Source organism: Mucilaginibacter sp. KACC 22063 (assembly GCF_028736115.1).
Lineage (GTDB): Bacteria > Bacteroidota > Bacteroidia > Sphingobacteriales > Sphingobacteriaceae > Mucilaginibacter.
This window is the reverse complement of sequence record NZ_CP117877.1, coordinates 2,188,200-2,204,841: the sequence shown is the minus strand read 5'-3', so window position 1 is coordinate 2,204,841 and position 16,642 is coordinate 2,188,200. Positions and strand designations below refer to the sequence as shown.

General features: G+C 40.8%; 11 protein-coding genes. 6 read left to right on the top strand and 5 right to left on the bottom strand.

The annotated features are described in order from the left end of the window. The first annotated feature begins 31 nt into the window (after positions 1 to 31). The 6 genes from PQ461_RS09615 (at position 32) to PQ461_RS09590 (ending at position 6,455) form a co-directional block, all read left to right on the top strand. Positions 32 to 292: a hypothetical protein gene (locus PQ461_RS09615; protein ID WP_274303708.1), complete on the top strand. Its 261-nt coding sequence runs from the start codon at positions 32 to 34 to the stop codon at positions 290 to 292. A 106-nt stretch (positions 293 to 398) separates the two neighbouring features. Next, on the top strand, positions 399 to 1,661 hold the full coding sequence (locus PQ461_RS09610; RefSeq protein ID WP_274303706.1) for a radical SAM protein: 1,263 nt from the start codon (positions 399 to 401) through the stop codon (positions 1,659 to 1,661). Beyond that, positions 1,658 to 2,485: a hypothetical protein gene (locus tag PQ461_RS09605; RefSeq protein WP_274303703.1), complete on the top strand. Its 828-nt coding sequence runs from the start codon at positions 1,658 to 1,660 to the stop codon at positions 2,483 to 2,485. Before PQ461_RS09610 ends, PQ461_RS09605 begins: the two co-directional genes overlap by 4 nt. A 12-nt stretch (positions 2,486 to 2,497) precedes the next feature. Beyond that, positions 2,498 to 3,391, top strand: a complete 894-nt coding sequence (locus tag PQ461_RS09600) for a hypothetical protein (RefSeq protein WP_274303701.1) — start codon at positions 2,498 to 2,500, stop codon at positions 3,389 to 3,391. Next, on the top strand, positions 3,391 to 4,269 hold the full coding sequence (locus PQ461_RS09595; RefSeq protein WP_274303699.1) for a hypothetical protein: 879 nt from the start codon (positions 3,391 to 3,393) through the stop codon (positions 4,267 to 4,269). The genes PQ461_RS09600 and PQ461_RS09595 overlap by 1 nt, the downstream gene beginning before the upstream one ends. Before the next feature lie 65 nt (positions 4,270 to 4,334). After that, entirely contained in the window at positions 4,335 to 6,455 is a 2,121-nt protein-coding gene (locus PQ461_RS09590; protein WP_274303696.1) for a peptidase domain-containing ABC transporter, read from the top strand. A 246-nt stretch (positions 6,456 to 6,701) separates the two neighbouring features. On the opposite strand, the gene PQ461_RS09585 is transcribed toward PQ461_RS09590, so the two are convergent. From PQ461_RS09585 to PQ461_RS09565, 5 genes are all read right to left on the bottom strand, one after another. Beyond that, the gene (locus PQ461_RS09585; RefSeq protein WP_274303694.1) at positions 6,702 to 8,912 is read right to left on the bottom strand and encodes an alpha-N-acetylglucosaminidase; all 2,211 of its coding nucleotides are present in this window, start codon (positions 8,910 to 8,912) and stop codon (positions 6,702 to 6,704) included. Positions 8,913 to 8,923: 11 nt separating this feature from the next. After that, positions 8,924 to 10,552, bottom strand: a complete 1,629-nt coding sequence (locus PQ461_RS09580; RefSeq protein ID WP_274303691.1) for a sodium:solute symporter family transporter — start codon at positions 10,550 to 10,552, stop codon at positions 8,924 to 8,926. Positions 10,553 to 10,584: 32 nt separating this feature from the next. Further along, positions 10,585 to 11,790 carry an acyltransferase family protein gene (locus PQ461_RS09575; RefSeq protein ID WP_274303688.1) on the bottom strand — a complete coding sequence of 402 codons (1,206 nt, stop codon included), beginning with the start codon at positions 11,788 to 11,790 and terminating at the stop codon, positions 10,585 to 10,587. A 109-nt stretch (positions 11,791 to 11,899) separates the two neighbouring features. After that, positions 11,900 to 13,576, bottom strand: coding sequence for a RagB/SusD family nutrient uptake outer membrane protein (locus tag PQ461_RS09570; protein ID WP_274303685.1), 1,677 nt, complete (start codon positions 13,574 to 13,576; stop codon positions 11,900 to 11,902). A 20-nt stretch (positions 13,577 to 13,596) separates the two neighbouring features. Continuing rightward, a complete protein-coding gene (locus PQ461_RS09565) occupies positions 13,597 to 16,641 on the bottom strand; it encodes a SusC/RagA family TonB-linked outer membrane protein (protein WP_274303683.1) in 3,045 nt (1,014 codons plus the stop codon). Between the last annotated feature and the right edge of the window lies 1 nt (position 16,642).

Genomic DNA, 16,642 nt, shown 5'->3' with positions numbered 1-16,642 from the left:
GAAGGTTCATATCTGAATAATATTTAAAGTTATGGGCAGTTGCCATGTCCTTACTGATGGCTATTTATTCATCAATTTCTTATCTGTTATGAAGAAAAATCAAACCTTGGTTAGCGATGCTAAAGGAAAAAGCATCCTGCAAAATGCTGTTCAGTCTTCTGAGAATGAACAAATGGACTTGTACAAAGCGATATTCGGCGGTACCGGTTCTGATTGTCCATTAGTGGCAATAGTTGATTCAGAAGAGCGTGCATCAGCTTATGACAAAACCGATCAGTTCTTAAGAGCTTGATTAAACAACAGTTTGGCCTGTGCATAAGTGTACAGGCCAAGCTTGTTGTAATTTAAAAACTACTCTTGTATTTACATTTTGATTTTTAAACCTAAACATAGTGGATATGACCGATCAAGTTACATCTTATGTGATCAAGGTAGCTAGCCGCTGTAACCTCAACTGTTCTTACTGCTATATGTATAATCTGGGCGATCAGACTTATCTGAAGCAACCTAAATTTATGTCAATAGATACGATTACAGCCTTAGCCCAACGCCTGTATTCGTACTGTAAACGTAGTGATACCAAGTTCATACATATTATCTTTCATGGTGGCGAACCTTTGTTATTAAGCAAAGAATATTACAGTGAGTTTATCCACATCCTCAGGGAAACCTGCAAAGAAATTGAACTTATGTTTTCTATGCAAACAAACGGTGTTACATTAGATCTGGACTGGTATAATTTTTTAAACAAGGCTGGTATCAGAATTGGGATCAGTTTGGACGGACCTAAACCATATCATGACGAGTTCCGACTCTTTCATAACGGCAAAGGCTCTTATGATGAAGTATCCAAAGCCATTCAATTAGGTAAGGAGAATGAACTTGGAGGTATACTAATGGTCATCAATCCTAAAATACCGGTTAATGAATTCTATAAAGAGCTAAAAGAACTGGAAGTCAGAAGACTTAATCTTTTATTTCCGGATGGCCATTACGATCGGTTGCCTGATGGATTTAGCGCCGAACAATTTGGATACGATTACTATACCCCTTATGCCGACTGGCTTATAAGCCTTTTTAATTTATGGAAAGCAGATGTTAACCGTCCTGTAATACGGCTATTTGAAACCTTAATCGAAATGCTTGCCGGAAATGCTAACCGGGGTAATCAGGGGTTTGGCCGAACGAAAAACGGGGTGGTCGTTATTGAAACAGATGGAGGTATTGAAGTGACTGATTCTCTTAGAGCCTGCTATGAAGGGATTACCCGAAACGGGTACAATGTGCATCATAACGAAATTGATGACCTTTTTACTGAAGATATATTTAAAATCTATTATAATTCACACGATCTGGTAGCAGAGCAATGCTTGAATTGTCCGATGCTGGATATCTGCGGCGGGGGTTTTTTAGGTAATCGTTTTGCTAATCATAATGGGTTTGACAACCCTACCATTTATTGCAAAGATATCATACGATTAGTCACTCATCTGAGAGATGATTTTATTTCAAGCCTACCTGCCCAAACAATAAAAGACCTAAATATTGAAACACACAGCTATGATGATATTGTTGCCGGCCTCAAAAAATCTCCTGAAATACGGATAGACCAGGAAGTTAAAAATCAGCTTACATCTTTTAATCAGCTTATTGACTTATGATACTCAAACGTGGAATCGTTATTAAAAGCGATCTGCCTGATTTTGCAGATCAGCTAACTATTAATACAGGCACAAATCCGGCGGTTGATGATATCAATCTGTTTTATACACCAGGTTCGTTTATCCCTAAACGCGATTGGCAACCGCTAAACGACAAGACAAAAACAGCATTATTTGACCAACCTGATAAACAGAAATTAAGCAACACTATCAGAATCGGGAAGGTACCTGACGTAATTGAAAATACATTTCGTAAAATGAAATTACATGAGTGTATTAACCCTGATGATGTTTACCCAACTGTTCGTAAACATGAAGAAATTGTAAAGCATCTGGCTGATGACCTGGATAATTTTTTCAAGCAGTTTTCTACTAACAGGCAATACAAATTTCACCGGATAACCAGAGCGATGCCCAATCGCGACACCATTACCTGCTTTTATAAGAATGAGAAATTTACATACATCGGTTTACATGTAGACCGAAGCCGCTTATATAAGTTACATACTGCCTATCAATCCGGGAATCGCATATCTATTAATTTGGGTAAAGAGAGCAGGTACCTGGCTACCGTAAATCTATCGTTAATTCAAGCTTATAATATGATCAAAAAAAAGGTCAGTTGCGAAACATTGATAACGCCATATAATATTGCCAGCTTATTCTTTCAACATCACCCAGATTATCCGGTAGTAAAAATTGAAATTAAACCATACCAATATTATATAGCACCAACAGATAATTTCTTTCATGATGCCACCACTGTGGGTATGAGTTCTGTGGATATTACTTTGGTCTATACCGGAAATTTCGATAAAATATAACTGAAGGAAATTATGATACTCAGAAAAGGAATTGGCCTAATTAATTCACTGAAACAACAGCAGGATGCAATTATGATCAATTCAGGAATTTGCTATGCAGCACAGGAAAATATACCGGAAGTGAGCTTTCGGAAAATTAAATTTACCCCGCAGTTTCAAGAAGGTGCCATACTCGCTAAATCAGATTGGTGTTCGCTCTCAGATAAAGACTTGCATATTTTAAAACCTGGCAATAAGATAACTGATTATAACACCATATTTCTTGGTGATCTTCCTGATTCTCTGATAAAAAGATTCAAAAAGCTGCCTTTACATGAATCGGAAACTGTAGACGATATTTACGCAATCTTCCGGAAGCATGAGGTACTCGCAAAAAAGTTAAATAATGATCTGAATATTTTCTTAAATACAATTGCAGACAATAAGCCCTACAAATTCCGCTGCTTTGGGGTTAGCTTTCCTAATTTATTATCAGTCTCTGCAAAGTTTTATCATTTACCTAAAAACCATGCCCCAACAGATGTACAATACATAGGTTTTCATAATGATTGTACGACAGCCATGTCTATACATACTGCACATCGATATGGGAATCGTATTTCAATAAACTTCGGACGCGAAGAACGGGAATTTTTATTTGTAAATCTCTCGCTTATTCAAGCGTACAATATGATCAAAGCTAAAAATCCAGAATCTCTACCCGATGTGAACCTGGTCACAATACCACAGATATTTTTTAAGCTTTTTCCCAACTACCCTATTCTAAAAGTAAAACTTAAACCTTATCAGTATTATATAGCACCTACTGATAATTGCTTTCACGATGGGCGGACACTTGGTAATAAGACTTTTGATATGACGATGATATTTTTTGGAGGTTTTTGCAAAAAATTAACACTACAATAATGATGGAAGTAAAAAAGGGAATAGTGCTCAACAATCTACTTCCTGAGGGTTGGGGCAGCGTTTATATTAATTCGGGAACAACGCATTATCGGAACCATAATTTACAGCGGGTACAATTTTCGGATTGGGACTTTGTACCGCTTTTCCACGACAATGCTTATGTTCCTAAACATGATTGGAGAAGCCTTTCAACCAAAGAAAGCAACTTACTGGCAGGAAACAGCAAGCGTTGTCATAACACAATTACTATAGGAGATATTAGCCCCCAATTAAAGGAACTTTTTGAGCAGCTGAAAATAACTGATTTGACCAGCAGGGAAGCAGTTATGGACAGAATTAAGTCGAACTCAACAGTAGTTAAAGGCATTAGTGAAGCTATGCAACAATTTCTTGATCCGCTATCACAGGGTTTGCCATTTAATTTTAATTGCATTGCGGCTAATTTGCCAAACTTAGAACTGGTTGCATGTGACGTAAGTAAACTACACCCCGGCTTTACCATACCAGAAAGAAAATACGTCGGCCTCCACAATGATGGGACTAAATCAATGAAAATTCACACCATGCATAAACGGGGCAACCGGATGACGATAAACTTAGGGAAACAGTCTCGTATTTTTTATTTCATCAACCTAACCTTACTACAGGCCTACACCATGTTAAAGCGTAAGCTTACACCTGCTGATGAAAACATTACGATTTACAACATTGCTCCGCTTTTTTTTAAAGCTTTTCCTGACTATCCGGTATTTAAAGTAATTCAAAAGCCCTATGAATTTTATATTGCCCCTACAGACAATTGTTTTCATGACGGCTCTACTTTAGGTAATTCAACACTGGACATTAACATGGTTTACTTTGGCTCTTTTACATGTTAATACGTAAAAGATTACCTTTTCAGAAGCAGCTGGACTCAATGGATTGTGGCCCCGCATGCTTAAAAATGATTGCTGCTTTCTATGATATACATGTATCTATAAGTAGTTTGCGTGAACTTTGTAATACTTCCCGTTTGGGTACAAGTATTGGAGATATCATTCATGCTGCTGAAAAAACCGGCTTGAAGGGATTAGCCTTTAAAACAACTCTCAGCTACTTAAAAAGCCATCATCCTTTCCCATGTATTTTACATTGGCGCAAAAATCACTACATCGTTTTGTATCGTATTTATAAGGATCGATACATTATAGGAGATCCCGGACATGGTATTATAACGCTCAAAGAAACAGAATTTCTGGAGGGATGGTTACATGGGCACGAGAAGGGTATTGCTGTTTTTTTTGACCGGGCAACACCAGATACAGCAACAGCAAATGTAGTCGATCAAACGGCAACCAACTCTACGCTGGTACAAATGATGTCATATTTAAAACCCTATGCCAGGTCAATAGGGTTACTTACACTTTTTATTTGTGCCTCCAGCTTAATTTCATTAGTTATTCCCAAAACCATTCAATATATGACCGATAAAGGGTTAGCCGGGAAAAACCTGAATATTGTTTGGCAAATCCTTCTTTTACAATTCATGTTGTTTGGCAGCCTTACACTTTCAAATTATCTTCGAAATTTAATTCAAACAAAGTTAAGTACAAAGCTAAGCGTTAGTATTATATCGTCTTTTTTAAAAAAGCTATTACGTCTACCTATTTCATTTTTTGATACTAAAAACCATGCAGATCTTTATCAACGGATAGATGACCATTCAAAAATCGAATCCTTTCTGTCAACAAGATTAGTATCCTTTATATTTTCCAGTGTATTGGTTGTCTGTTATACGATTCAATTATTGTGGCTAAACCGCGGTATGATCATCCTGTTTGTATCAGCCACAGCAATCTCTTTCCTCTGGTTTTTCATGTTTATGAAAAAACGTAAAAACCTGGACTATCGCAGGTTTGGGTTGGCAATAGAGGAACGCCACTATCTGCATGATTTAATATCAGGCATGACAGAAATTAAGCTTAATACTGCTCAGGAGGATAAAGTGGAAAAATGGTCGGAGTTGCAGAATAAGCTGTATACCTTCAAGTTAGCCAGCTTAAAACTTAACAATCTGCAACAAAACGGCATTAGTATCATCAATCAGATTAAAATGCTGCTGGTAACTTTTTTTTGTTCATACTGGGTTATTTCCGGTTCAATCAGTTTTGGTGTGATGTTAAGCATCAGTTATATTGTTGGTCAGCTTGCCAGTCCTGTTCAAGAAATTATGGGATTTTTCCGTGATTATCAGGACGCAAAAATTTCGTTTGAACGCCTAAATGAAGTTCAATTAAAAAAAGATGAAAACATCTCCAAGCCGCAATCTTTTCCCAAGGAGTTCAGATTAGGATTAAATGTAAAAAACCTTTCCTTCAAATACCCCGGAGTTCATAACCGATATATTTTAAAAAATATAGACTTGTTTATACCCAAGGGTAAAATTACAGCAATTGTAGGGGCAAGTGGAAGCGGTAAAACCACGTTACTTAAATTACTGCTTGCATTTTACGAACCCCAGCAAGGCAATATTGTCGTTGACAATCAAGACCTAAGCTTGATAGATACTGATGATTACCACAAAAACTGCGGTGTTGTAATGCAGGATGGATTTATATACAATACGTCTATTGCGCAAAACGTTGCTATGCAGGAGAAAGACATTGATAAGAAAAGAGTGAAGTTTGCTTTAGAAACGGCATGCCTATGGGATTTTGTGGAAACATTACCTCAAAAGTATAACACACTTCTTGGAACTGTAGGAGTAAGCTTAAGTGGCGGCCAGAAACAACGGCTTTTGATAGCCAGGGCCGTCTACCGCGACCCTCATTTCATTTTCCTGGATGAGGCTACTAATGCTTTGGATGCTAACAACGAAAAGGCGATCATGAATAACTTAGAAAAGTTTTTTATTGATAAAACTGTAGTTGTAATTGCACACAGACTAAGTACAGTAAGAAATGCTGATCAGATTATTGTATTAAATAATGGTGAGATCGATGAAATTGGGACTCACCATGAACTTACTTCGTACCGGGGTAAATATTATGAATTGGTAAAGAATCAATTAGAACTTGGTCAATAATCAATTTAATTTATCCCTGTTATGCCGTTGAAGAATAAATGTATTTGCATACTTTAAATCTTGTTCATATTCTGTCAACAACTTTTTTGAATTTTATAACGATTGGTTAAAAGCAACAGTAAGTACATATTTATAACAATTTCAGAACTCTATAGAATTGATTAGAAATTGTGGGGATCCAAAACCTCTATTTTTTCAGATCTAAGATCAATCACGTCATAATGGTCAATCGGGACTTACGTAGTGCTATTCGCCATAAATATTATTTACGCTCTTCCAATATTTCTCGTACAAAAACTTTGCCTTTTCAACAGAATTCCCTTTTGTAGTGGTTGGATAATCTTTCCTGGCGTTTACCCATTTCCACTCCCAATCTTTAATATACGTGGTGAACTGGGTTTCATCGAAATGCTTTTTACCCTCCATATCCAGCTGAAGCTGCGTAAAGAACTGCTCCCAACGTGGTTTGTAGAAATCAGAAAGTAAACCACTCCATTGTTTACAAGCATATTCGTTTAACGGGCAGTCTTTATCGCCCCATAAGGTGATCAAATCTTTTGCGTTAAATTCGTAAAGCGATTTTTCTTTCGGCGTAATTCCCCAGCTTCTGGCATCTGCTACCCACTTGCCAAGCAAAAAGTCTTTACGGGTGGCTAACAATTGATCCATGTCGTCAATCAGTTCCAGAAACTGAGCGCTGTATTTTTTAAAACCATCAATGTCTTTGCGTTTATAGGCAGCCGCCATCTTCTGCTGCAAAGGCAGGGCATAATTTGCCAGTACTTGACGTGTTACATCTACCAGATCAAACTGGTAACCATTGCTCGTCTGCACATCATCAGACGCTTTAATTAAAGCTTCCCATGCAGGCAGCAGATCAACATCTTTATAATTCAATTTTGTACGGGCCCAACGTGATGAACTATCCAAAGTAGGGCGCGCCTGTATGATAGATTCGGCACCATCCCTGATATATTTGTCTGCAGGCACTGAATAAACAGTTTTATGGAGTATGTCCCAGGCTTTAGCGGCCTCGGCATTATCTTTTCCATAACGGTTACGGATATAGCCTTTCAACCATGACTTCGTATTAATTGGCTCGTTGCGCCAGGTATTATCCGTTAGCAGTTCATAAATAACCGGGTTCTGCTCTATACCTTCCATGGTTAAACCAATACCGGTAAGCTTTCCGCTTCGCGGATCTTTAAGTGCAGCAGCCGGTTCGGTAGCAACCGCATCCAGGCGGCCAAACAGGTTGGTATTCGCACCAAAGTTATTTAACATGTTCCATATCCAGGGTTTACCGTAGAAAGCATTGGTGCGTTTCCAAACCGGTTCTATTTCTGTAGCCAGATCCAGTATGATCATCTTGTCGTTTGGCACTGCCTTTAGTAAGGCCTCGGTTTGTGCTTCTTTCCAGAATTTGCGATCACTGTAAAAAAGCCATCCCTGCATTACCCATACCGCCTTACTATCTGCCTGCCGCATTCCCTCGTAGATACGCGCACTTAATTTCTCCAAGTAAGCAGGTTCGTCAGATGGCGGTTCATTTTCGTTAAAGGTATCTGCAGAGTAATAATGATCTGTCCCTAATAATTGTGTTTGCTTTTGCAAGAATAATTTCCCGATGCGGGCGAATAAAGGATCTTCAGAATCAAGAATATAGGTATCGGCAAAGCCATTCTTCCAATTGGTAGTTTTTAATTTGGCATTAGGGAACCGCTCTTTAAAAGACGCAGGTACGTGCCCGGTAAATGCCGGCAGCACAGGCTTCATGCCTAATGCACGCTCACGATCAACAATTTTCTTTTGAAGGGCCATGTGTTTCTTCATCCAGTTCAACGGAAGCGGGCCGCCCCAGGCATCCATATTTCCCATCCAGAACCACGAAAAATAAGCCGGACCGGTAAAGAAACCTTTCAATTCCTCGTCTGTAAAACCCAGATCTTTATAAACCAGGTACCATGTGTATTCTTCGCCGGTAATTGCCAGCGGCATATTAATGCCGTGCAACGCCATCCAGTCTATTTCTTTTTCCCATCGCGCCCAGTCCCACCAGCTCATGCTGTAATTAAAAGTACAGTAGTTCAGATAGTAACGCAGCTGGTATGGCGTACTTTTAACTACACGTTTTGCTACAACCGGTAATTTTGCAGGCAATTTTAAGTTGGTGCCGTTCCAGGTAACCTGGCAGTGGCAATATTCAGTCAGATAATAATATAACGCAGATGCTAACGCTACGCCATTATTTCCTTTTAAAACGATCTTTCCGTTGCGGCTTTCAAGTTCAAAAGCATCTTTGCTTTTAGCTGTTGTTGTTTCAATAACAAAACTGCGATAATGATTGGGCAATAAGCGTTTGATCAGCCCCGCAGTGGCTTGTGTAGATGTTTGTGCTTTTGCAGCAAATGCTGCAAGCATGATAGTGATAACTAATAAAGTTTTTCTTATTACCATATCTTTGTTTTTTACCAAAAGGCAGTATATAAAGCAGTGAGTACTCCGGTAATGATGATGGCGCCTACAGCGAAGCTGCGGCTAACGCGGAACATGGATGGATCTACCTCTATCTGATGTTCAGCATCTGGTTTCTTGCTTCCGGCTAAACTAATGATGACCATTAATACCACGATCACTACAAAATCGATCATCATCCTATCAAGGAAAGGATAATCGGGGAAAGCGCCTTTACTCCATTGCGGAAGGAATTTAAGCAATGTAGAAAATGGGATAGTGAACAGCGCACCGGTCATGGCAGCGGCTGCAGTGGTACGTTTCCAGTAAAAGCCTAACAGGAAGATAGCTAATACACCCGGTGCGATAAAGCCAACATATTCTTGTATAAACTGATAAGCCTGGTCAAGCGAGCGCAATGCCGGTGCTACCAAACCGCCGATAATCATGGCAACCACCACGGCAATACGACCGGTAAATACCAGTTTCTTCTCGCTTTGATTTTTGTTGATATACTTCCGGTAAATATCAAGCGAGAATATGGTTGAAATACTGTTGGCTTTACCCGCTAATGAAGCAACAATAGCCGCAGTAAGCGCGGCAAATGCAACACCTTTTAAACCAGTAGGCAAAAGGTTCATCAGCGTAGGATAAGCATGATCGGGTTTTACAACTCCGCCTTCGGTCATCTCCGCAGCAAATAGACCTTTGCTGTGAAGCACGTACATTACGATACCCGGAAGCACAGCGATAACCGGCACCAGCAGTTTTAAAAACGCGGCAAATAATATCCCCTTACGTGCGGTTGGCAGGTCAGCCCCAAGCGCCCTTTGTACAATGTACTGGTTGCATCCCCAATAGGCCAGGTTATTTACCAACATCCCCCCTATTAGAACGGATATCCCCGGCAAGTCTTTATAGTATTTATCGGTAGGCTTAAAGATCATGTGGAAGTGTTCAGGCGCTTCCTTTCTTAAAACACCAAGTGCTTTGATGATATTGTTGCCGTAGCCATAATTTTGTGCTAACAGGTACAGTGAAAGATAAGTAGTTACTAAACCGCCGATAATTAATACCAGCACCTGGATTACATCTGTGTAACCGATCACCTTCATCCCTGCAAGGGTAACAATAGTAGAGAACACACATAAACCAATGATACACCACTCAAAGCTAATGGATGAAATGGAAGATATCGCGAGCGCCCCTAAATACAGGATAGAAGTTAGGTTAACGAAAACGTAAACCAACAGCCAGAATATCGCCATAATGGTGCTTACCTGGTCGTTATATCTTCGCGATAGGAACTGTGGCATGGTAAATATCCTGTTCTTGAGATAAACAGGTATGATAAATACGGCCACAATGATCAGCGCTGCGGCTGACATCCATTCGTAGGAAGATATAGCTAGACCCAGCGCAAAGCCCGAACCCGACATTCCAATAAAATGTTCCGCAGAAATGTTAGAAGCGATCAGCGAAGCACCGATGGCCCACCATGTTAATGAACCTTCTGCCAGGAAATATTCCTGTGCATCCAGTTCTTTTGCTCTCCTTTTATAATAGATGTAGTAGCCGTAAGTAGCTACAATTACAAAATAAACAAAGAAGACAATAATATCAGCGGTTTGTAATTTGCTCATGTATAGGTTTAAACCAGTAAAATTATAACCTTTTATAATTTCAGGAATAGTTTTCTAAGGTATAAAAATCGGAGTAAGATTAATTGGATTATTAAAACACCTATCCATAATAGCGCACGTTCCCAAATCGGCGGTGCCATGCTTACTAATCCTCCGAAGACAAATTGCGATGTGGATAAGAAGTTTACAGCACCATGTGCAGCCAGATAGATCAAAATAGAATTTGTACCGATCCACACAAAAGGGCGGCACCATTTCTGGATCCCTGCAACATCAATGATACCGTAGAAACATGCAAACAGCAACAGGCTCCATCCCCCAGCGTACAGGGTAAAAGAGCTGGTCCACAAGGTTTTATTGATTGGGAAAATAACATTCCACGCCAGCCCGGCCAAAATCAGCATAATACCGGCACCAAACATCATCAGCATCTTTTTCACAGCAGTTATGTTCTTTGTTCCGGGCAGTAAAAATGTTCCGGTAAATACCCCTAACAAGGCAGTGGCAATTGCAGGAACAGTAGATAACAGCCCTTCAGGATCGTATATTGTACGGTGTAACTTACCAGGTAAAAAATGCTGGTCGATATAAGAGCATAAACTTCCTTCTTTCGTCAGCACACCTGCACCATGGCCCGGTACGGGGACTAAGGTTAGCAGCAGCCAATAGCCGATCAATATTACGGCAAACCAAACGATCCGCCACTCTAATTTGCAGTTAAGATAGATCAGCGCGGCAAAAAAACAACTGAGTGCAATACGGCCAAGCACACTTGCAAAGCGAGTATGCTCATAGCCCTGAAACTTTAACGCGCCGTTAACCACCATGCCTAAAATAATGAGAAGTACTGTGCGCTTGATCAGTTGCATATACCTGCGGCGTTTAACCGCCGGGTCGGTAATGTTTTTATAGGAAAAAGGCATGGATACGCCTGCAATAAAAATGAAAAGCGGGAAAATAAGATCGTAAAAGGTAAACCCGTTCCACACCGAGTGATGCAACTGGTTGCTGATGCCTACTGCGATACGTTCAAGGAGAGATAAACGGCCGTTGGTTGCAATCTGCCAATCAATGGTATTTTGAACAAGGCCGTATTTTTGTTTCACCACATCTGCAAAACCATGAAATATCTCCTCACCGCTCACGATCCAAAACATATCGAAACCGCGGAGCGCATCAAGCGAGATCAATCTCGGTTGCTTTACTGCTGACTGTATAACGGCTGCGCCTTCTGCCATAGTTGTTTCTAACGAATAAATTTAAATTGAAGATAGTGTTTGCTACAGTTAAGCTATAAAAAAACCTCCGGTGCATAGCACCGAAGGTTTTGATAAAGTTTTTGCCGGATTAATTGTAACCCGGATTTTGCGTAAGCGTATTATTGGTCTGGAATGCAGAAGTAGGGATTGGGAACAACCTGCGGTATGTGTCGCTGTTGTTTTTACCTAATCCCCAGGTACCTTCATATTTTCCAAAACGGATCATATCATTACGGTGCCAGGTTTCCCATGAAAGTTCGCGGCAACGCTCTGCATAAATGTCGTCTAAAGTAACAGCAGTTAATGCAGCAGAAGTAGTACGATTAGCTCTCAAAGTGTTAACCAATGATAGTGCTGTAGCACCAAGTGTTGGTGTACCACCGCGTAAAATGGCTTCAGCTTTCATCAGCAAAATATCTGAATAGCGGATAACCGGAACATCATTACTCTGATTTCTGTTAATGGTATTGGTATAATCTGGTAAATATTTAATGTTACGGATACCGGTGTTCCATGCAATTTCATCGTTACCCAAATCAAACGCAGTAGCGCCAAGTCTTGAGCCATTATCAACCAAAGGTGTAATCACCAATGGATAAACATAGGTACTGCCACCATCACTGCCTTTGTAAAACTGGTCGTAACCTGACTTGGTTGTTGCAACCATAATAGGTGTACCATCCTGCCAGTATTGCGGCCCGGTTAACCATTGCTTGTTACGAACATCATTAGGGTCATTAAAGTTCGCGTAGAACTGGGCAGTTGTCATCCTTGGTCCGCTTGGCATGTTGTTCGCCAAACCGTTACCCTTACTTTGGTTCATGATCGGATCGGTGAAACCACCCGGCGTAGAACCTGAATACAGGTACCTGATCCCCAGGTTACGGTTCAGATCGTAACGCGCATAAATCATGTTACCGCCGTTGGTAGAGGCGTCATAAGGAATTGCGAAGATGAACTCCTTTTGGCCAGGCCCGTTTGTTGGAGAAAACATTTGCATATAATTTGCAGGAGCTTCTATACCATACAGACCAGAATTAATTACCTGGTCGCAGGCAGCGATACAATCGTTATAACGTGGTGTACCGGTATAAACTTGCGCATTCAGGTACAATTTAGCCAGTAATGAATAGGCAAAATATTGCGTCGGCCTTCCGTAAGTTGTCATACCGGTAGTGGTACTCAGATTAGGAAGGTTTGTTTTTAACTCTTTTTCTACAAATTCAAATACTTTGGCACGTGGCGTAGTCGGTTTCAGGCCTTTATCACCATATAGCGTATCCAGCGGCACGTTACCGAAGTTATCCAGCATAATGTAGTAGGCAAGCGCACGTACAGTCTTTATTTCTGCAATTGTAGTCGTTTTTGCCGGACTTGCTGGCAGGTCTTTTAATACAGCCACGGTTTGATTAACTACGCCAATCAGGTTAGATGCGTAATACCATAATGCACTTACACCTGCATTATCCTTTGTCCAGGTATGGCGATGCAGTTCCAGGTAACGGTTACCGTCTAACCAGTTTCCGCCGAATGCTGCCAGAACAGCTTCATCTGTAGTTAAGCTTTGCGAGAACCAGTAACTGCCTGCAAAATCGCTTCGTAATGCAATATAAACCGGGCCAGATGCTGCTACGATCTGTGATTCTGTTTTCGGAAAAACATCCGGTGTTAGTTCCGTATTTACAGGAACATCCAGTTTATGACACGATGTAAAAATTGTAACTGCTGACAGCAAGCTAACAATTCCAAAAAATATCTTTTTCATATCCTTCTCGTCGTTATTAATTAGAGTGTTACGTTTATGCCCAGCAAGAAGGTGCGGGTTTTAGGATAAAAGTTGTTATAATCTACACCCGGTGCTATACCACCCTGGTTAACTTCAGGGTCTATACCCTTGTATTGAGTGATCGTGAAAATGTTGTTTCCAGTAACATATAATCTAACTGAACTCACATTTTTGATCACTTTATCAAATGTATATCCCAATGTAGCATTATCTAAGCGTACATAAGAACCATTTTCAAGGTAGCGGTCAGAATAGTATGAATTGAATGTATCTGATATCTTATCGCCAGATGCACTGTTCAGGATGTTATTCTGTGTTGCATTGGCGGTATAAGATAAATCTGCGCGGGTAGCATTATAAATCTTGTTGCCAAATGTACCTCTCAGGAACACATTCAGATCAAATTTTTTGTATTTGAAGGTGTTAGCCCAGCCAAGAATTACTTTTGGTTGTGCACTTCCTGTGTAGAAGTAATCAACACCTTGAGCCGGTGAAGTGGTAGTGCTACCATCCTTCCGGTAGAATAAAGACTTACCGTTGGCATCTTTACCTGCATATTTATAAGTAAAAAACTGACCTACAGGATATCCTGTTTTTAACAACTGTATGGTTGATCCCGATTGGCCAGGGCCTTCCGGCGAGCTGTATCGAACTGAATCTGTGCTGCCGTAAGGGCTTTGCAGGCTGGTGATCTTATTTTTGTTCATCGCCATGGTAACCATGGTTGACCAACTGAAGTCTTTTCCTTTTACCGGAGAAGCATTTAAAGCAACTTCGACACCCTTGTTATTGATGCTACCAGCGTTTGTCCAAATAGAACCACCAGGTACCAATGCCGGAGAGACGTTAAAGCGGAACAACATATCTGAAGTATTCTTATCATAAACGTCAACACTACCAGACAATTTACCCTTAAGGATAGAGAAGTCAACCCCAAGGTTTTTGGTTGAAGTACGTTCCCATTTTAAATCCGGGTTAGCACCTTGTATCGGGCTGTAAGCGCCAACCTGGGCACCGTTGTAATAAAATGTGCCATTGCTCACATAAAGCAGTTGAGCATTGTAAGCGCCGATACCTGATGAATTACCGGTTACACCATAGCTCAAACGTAATTTCAGATCGTCGAACAGGCTTTGATTTTTCATGAAGCCTTCTTCAATAATACGCCATGAAGCACCTACAGAAGGGAAGTATCCCCAACGGTTGTTTGCACCGAATGCAGAACTACCGTCTCTTCTGATAGAGGCCTGTAACAGGTATTTTTGTTTGTAGTTGTAGTTTAACCTAAAGAAGTCTGAAATCATCAGTATACGGCCGTAAGTTAAGCTGCTACCCAGATTAATACGATAGGTAGGAATAGCATAAGGCGTACCCGCGGACAGGTTTTGGAAACCAATGTTATCTGCGGGGAAGTTGGTGCTCGAAGCCTGGAAGCCCTCACCTACTATGTTATCCTGGTAAGAATAACCTAATACCGCATTGATGTTATGGTCGCCTAACTGCTTATCCCAGGTAAAGAAAGTTTCTACAGTCTTAAATGTATTGGAATAATCGCTGCGCAATGCAGATCCGTTTTTACCGAATAAGTCACCGATCAGGACATGTGAAATACCTAACCCTGGGTCAGGATTGTTGTAAAAGCCAGCTGTTGGGTATCTGTTAAAGTAACTGCTGTAAAACTCTCCATGCATTGATGATGTTTTCTGGTAAGAAAGGTTCACATTGTATTTTAAACCAAAAGGCAGTTTCAACTCAGTCACGAAGCTACCCATCAATACATTGTATTTAGTATTGTCCTGCGCATTATTGATCATGGCTACAGGATTATAGTAACCAGGTATGGCAAGGTTTTCAAAGTAACTGCCGTCCGCATTAGTAATAGGCGACATTGGCAGGCGCTTGGCAGCCTGTAATAATACAATGTTCTGTAATGGCGTGTTGTTACTGTTACTTACCGAATTTGAAACGTTGATGTTAAATCTCAGTTTATCGTTCCAGGTGTATTGATCAATATTCAAGCGCCCGATCACGCGCTCAAGTGAGCTGGCGTCAAGGATACCTTGTTTTTTGAAGTAGTTTAAGCTACCAGAATAGGTACCATGCTCGCCGCCGCCAGATAGTGACAGGTTATGATTCTGAGAGTAAGCTGTGCTGCGCTCAATCGCTTTCATCCAGTCCACATCCGTACCCCCGTCATTCGCACCTGCAATAGATGTACCGTTCGCTTTAGCGTAAGCACGCAATTGGTCAGCGTTCATCAGATCAAGCGTATTGCTCACTTTTTCGATACCGGCGTAACCGCTGTAGGCCACTTGCGACTGGCCTTTTTTACCACGTTTAGTAGTAACCATAATCACACCGCTGGCTGCACGGTTACCATAAATAGCAGTTGCTGCGGCATCCTTTAATACATCTACAGAAACAATGTCAGCCGGGGCAACAGCAGCAATATCTCCACCAGGGATACCGTCAATTACGTAGAACGGACCACCCGGGCTGTTAACTGTAGAAGCACCACGCAGAATAACTGCCGCAGGCTTATTTGGATCGCCGCTGGCAGTAATATTTAAGCCCGGTACCTTACCTTGCAAAAGCTGGCCAACGTCTGCAATAGCACCCTGGTTAAGGCTTTCTGCCTTAACAGTACTAATAGAACTTGACAGCGTTTTGCGCGTAGCAGTACCGTAACCTACTACCACAATCTCTTTTAAAGAAGTATTGGCATCGGCAAGTTGAATTTTGTAATCCTTTTCTCCGGTAACAGTAACTTCTTTAGCAGTGTAGCCAATAGAAGTAATTACCAGCACCTCGCCAGAAGTAGCCTGGATGCTGAAAGTACCATTTGCGGTGGTTGAAACCGCTCTTGTAGTACCTTTAACTTTTACCGTTGCTCCGGGAATAGTTGCGCCTTTAGAATCAGACACTACGCCGGTAATACGGGTGCCTGGTTGGGCAAAGGCAGTTTGAAAAATAAAAATAAATGATAATACTAAGGCTACCGAGGACTTGAACAAGCCTCCGCCATGTTTTAGGTTAAATCTCATA